We start from the raw sequence: 4,334 nt of genomic DNA, 5'->3' as shown, positions 1-4,334 counted from the left end.
CTCCGCCGCGACGAAGGCACCCTCACCCGCTTCCACCACTCCCTCGCCCACCTCCACACCCACGGCCTCCCCGTCGACTGGACACCCGCTCTCCCGGAAGTCACGGACACCCCGCACGATCTGCCGACGTACCCGTTCCAGCACCGGAGTTACTGGCTGGAGGACGCCGCGACGGACGGCGATCCGGAAAGTCTCGGCCTGCACACCACGCAGCACCCCCTGCTGACGGCCGCCACCACGCTCGCCCAGGGCGACGCACTCCTGCTCACCGGGCGGATATCCCTGCGCACCCACCCCTGGCTCGCCGACCACACCATCGAGGGGGTGCCCGTCCTGCCGCCCGCTGCCGCCGTCGAACTGGCTGGCGAGGCAGGCAGGTTGCTGGGTGATCTCGCGGTCGAGGAGCTGGCGGTCGGCACACCGGTGGTGTTCCCCGCCAACGGTGGTGTGGACGTGCAGGTCACAGCGGGGCCGCCGCGCGACGACGGGCGCCGGGAGCTGACCCTGCACACGCGGGCGTACGAGGACGTGGACGATGACCAAGCCCTGCACCGGCCCTGGACCAGCCATGTCACCGGCCTGCTGGCCCCTGGGCCAGGACCCGAACCCGAGCCGCTGACGTCCTGGCCGCCGGCCGGGACGACCGCCGTGGACACCGGCGAGGTGTACGAGCGGCTCGAAGCGCTGGGGTACGGGCTCGGCCCCGCCTTCCAGGGGCTCTCCCGGCTGTGGCGTCACGGCGACGAGCTGTTCGCCGAGGTTTCCGCACCGGAGGGTGTCGCGGCCGATGCCGGGCGGTACGGGCTGCATCCGGCCCTCCTGACGGCGGCCGTGCAGGCGACGGGGCTCGCGCGCGACGACGAACTGCTGGAACCGGCCGTGTGGAGCGGGGTGAGCCTGTACGCGGTGGGGGCGGGCGGTCTGCGGGTGCGGGTGTCCCGGCGCGGGGAGGGCTTCGCCGTCCTGCTGGCCGACCCGACCGGCGCCCCGGTCGCCTCCGTGGACTCGGTCGTCCTGCGCCCGCCGACGACCGGGGTCCTGGGCCGGGCTGACCGGGCGCGCCACGACTGGCTGCTGCGCACCGAGTGGCGGGCGATGCCCGCTGACGGGACGGCCGCCCTGCCGTACACCGGGTGGACGTCTTCCGCCGAGCCCGCCGCCGAATTGCGCGACGCCTTCGGCGCCACCGCCCACGTCCCCTACGAGCCCACGCCGCAGGCGGGGGCCGCACCCGGCCTGGTGCTGCTGCACGCCTCGTCGGCGAGCGAACTGCTGCCCGTGCTCCGGACCCGGACCGGCGACGAGGCGAACAGCGACACGCATCTCGTTGTGCTGACCCGGCACGCCGTCACCACCGGCCCCGACGACGTACAGGATCTGGTTCCCTCGCCGGTGTGGGGGCTGGTCCGCGTCGCCCAGGCGGAGAACCCCGGCCGGATCACCCTGGTCGACCTGGACGCCGATCCCGCATCACTTACCGCGCTGCCGGCCGCCCTCGCCGCCGGTGAGCCCCAGCTTGCCCTGCGCAACGGAGAGATACGCGTACCGAGGCTGGCCGCGGCCGAGCCGGGTGACACGGGCGGGTCTCCCGTGCTGCCCGAGGGCGCGACGGTCGTCGTATCCGGCGCGGGAGACCTCGCCCCGGTCGCCGCCGTCCACGCCGTCACCGGTCTCGGCGCCCGCCGCCTGCTGCTCCTCTCGCCCGCCCCGGGGCTGGCGGCGAGGCTTGAGGCACTGGGCGCCGAGGCGGTGGTGGCGGAGGGCGACGCGTCGGACCGGGAGTTCCTGGCCGGTGCGCTGGCCGGTCACCGGGTCGGTGCCGTCTTCCACGCACCGGCCGCACCCGAGCCCTCGGTGCTGCTCTCCATCTCGCACGAGGAGTTCGCGGACGGTCTGCGCACCGCCGGGGCGGCGGCCTGGAATCTGCACGAGCTGACCCTCGGGCTCGACCTGGCCGCGTTCGTGCTCCTCTCGCCCGACGCCTCATCGGCGCTCGGTGGTACGGGGCGCGGGGGGGCCGCCGCAACCGGCACCTATCTCGACGCGCTCGCGCAGCACCGCATGGCGCTCGGGCTGCCCGGGGTCTCCGTCTCCTGGGGTCCCAGGGACACCGCGTTCCACGGCCTCGGCCGGTTCGACGGCGACCAGGTGGCCGCCGCGCTGGGGCTCGCGTTGCGCTCGGCCTCCCGCCCCGTGCTGCTGGCCGCCCGCCTGGACCGGGCCGCGCTCACCGCGCAGGCCGGGACGGGGCTGCTGCCGCCCGTGCTGCGCTCCCTGGTCCGTACGGTGCGAACAGCCGCCGGAGCGGCTGCCGCCGCGGCCGGATCGCTCGTCGCGGCCCTCGCGGGCCGGCCGCAGCGGGAACAGCTGCGGGCACTCGTCGAGTTGGTGGGCGAGCAGGTGGCGGGGGTGCTGCGGCACACGGCCGGGGACACCGTGGATGCCTCGCGCGCCTTCAAGGACCTCGGATTCGACTCCCTGACGGCCGTCGAGCTGCGCAACCGGCTCAACACGGTGACGGGGCTGCGGCTGCCCGCGACCCTCGTCTTCGACCACCCGTCCCCCGCCGCCCTCGCCGCCCACGTGCGCGATCAGCTGCTGGGCGAAGGCGCCGCGGACCGGGCGGCTCCGGCCGGCCGGCGGGCCGAGGTCCAGGACGGCGAGCCCATCGCGATCGTGTCGATGGCCTGCCGCTACCCGGGCGGGGTGCGGACCCCGGAAGACCTGTGGCAGGTCGTCGCGTCGGAGAGCGACGTCATCTCGCCGTTCCCCGGCAACCGGGGCTGGGACCTCGAACGCCTCTTCGATCCGGACCCGGCGCACCCGGGGACCTCGTACGCGCGCGAAGGAGGCTTCCTGCACGACGCGGACCTGTTCGACCCGGGGTTCTTCGGGATCAGCCCGCGTGAGGCGACGAGCATGGACCCGCAGCAGCGGTTGCTCCTGGAGAGCGCCTGGGAGGCGTTCGAGCGGGCGGGCATCGATCCGACGTCATTGCGGGGCTCGCGGACCGGGGTGTTCGCCGGCGTGGTCTACACGGACTACGGGGCCCGGGTGAAGCTCCCGGCCGACATGGAGGGGTATCTCGGCATCGGCAGTGCGGGCAGCATCGCCTCGGGCCGGATCGCCTACACGCTCGGCCTCGAAGGGCCCGCCGTGACGGTGGACACGGCCTGCTCGTCGTCGCTGGTGGCGCTGCATCTGGCGGTGCAGTCGCTGCGCCGGGGCGAGTGCGACCTCGCGCTGGCGGGCGGGGCGACCGTCCTCGCCAACCCCGACATCTTCATCGGCTTCAGCCGGCAGCGCGGGCTGGCCCCGGACGGGCGGTGCAAGGTCTTCGCGGCCGGAGCGGACGGGACGGCCTTCGGAGAGGGCGTGGGCCTGCTCCTGGTGGAGCGGCTGTCGGACGCGCGGCGCAACGGCCACGAAGTGCTCGCGGTCGTGCGGGGCACAGCCACCAACCAGGACGGCGCCAGCAACGGACTCACCGCGCCCAACGGACCCTCCCAGCAGCGGGTGATCCGCCAGGCCCTCGCCGACGCGGGGCTGACGCCCGCCGACGTGGACGCCATGGAGGCCCACGGCACCGGGACGAGGCTGGGCGACCCGATCGAGGCGCAGGCGCTGATCGCGACGTACGGGCAGGACCGGCCGGACGAACAGCCGCTGTGGCTGGGCTCGTTGAAGTCCAACATCGGGCACACCCAGGCCGCCGCCGGTGTCGGCGGCATCATCAAGATGGTGCAGGCCATGCGGTACGGGCTGCTGCCGAAGACCCTGCACGTGGACGAACCGTCCCCGCACATCGACTGGGAGGCCGGAGCCGTACGCCTGCTCACCGAGGCCCGGGAGTGGGCGCCGGGCGACCGGCCGCGCCGGGCCGGGGTCTCCGGGTTCGGCATGAGCGGCACCAACGCGCATGTGGTGCTGGAGGAGGCGCCCGAGCCGGTGTCCGCCGGTGGCGCGACGGCCGAAGCCCCCGCTTCGCTGCCGTGGCTGCTGCACGGGCACACCGCCGAGGCCCTGGCGGCCCAGGCCGGACAGTTGCGCGGCCACCTCGTGAACCACCCGGAAGCGGACCCCGCCCCGGTGGCGAAGGCGCTGGCCACCGGCAGGGCCGGGCTCGCCCACCGCGCGGTCGTCGTGGCACCGGACCGGACACGGCTGCTGGAGAACCTGGCCGGGCTGGAACGGGGCGCGGTCGGTGCGGACGCGGTGCGCGGGACGGTCACGGATCATGGGAGGACGGTGTTCGTGTTCCCGGGCCAGGGCTCCCAATGGGAGGGCATGGCCCGCGAACTCCTCACCACCTCACCCGTGTTCGCAGAACACCT

At 74.7% G+C, this 4,334-nt stretch carries 1 protein-coding gene; it reads left to right on the top strand.

What is annotated here, in order from left to right; all coding sequences use genetic code 11:
- A partial coding sequence (locus tag ACZ6C6_RS34915; RefSeq protein WP_469208891.1) for a beta-ketoacyl synthase N-terminal-like domain-containing protein occupies positions 1–4,334 on the top strand: 4,334 nt, incomplete at both ends.

The organism is Streptomyces sp. NPDC041814, from assembly GCF_055590565.1.
The sequence above is the reverse complement of the archived record's forward strand: the minus strand, read 5'-3'. Positions and strand labels throughout refer to the sequence as shown.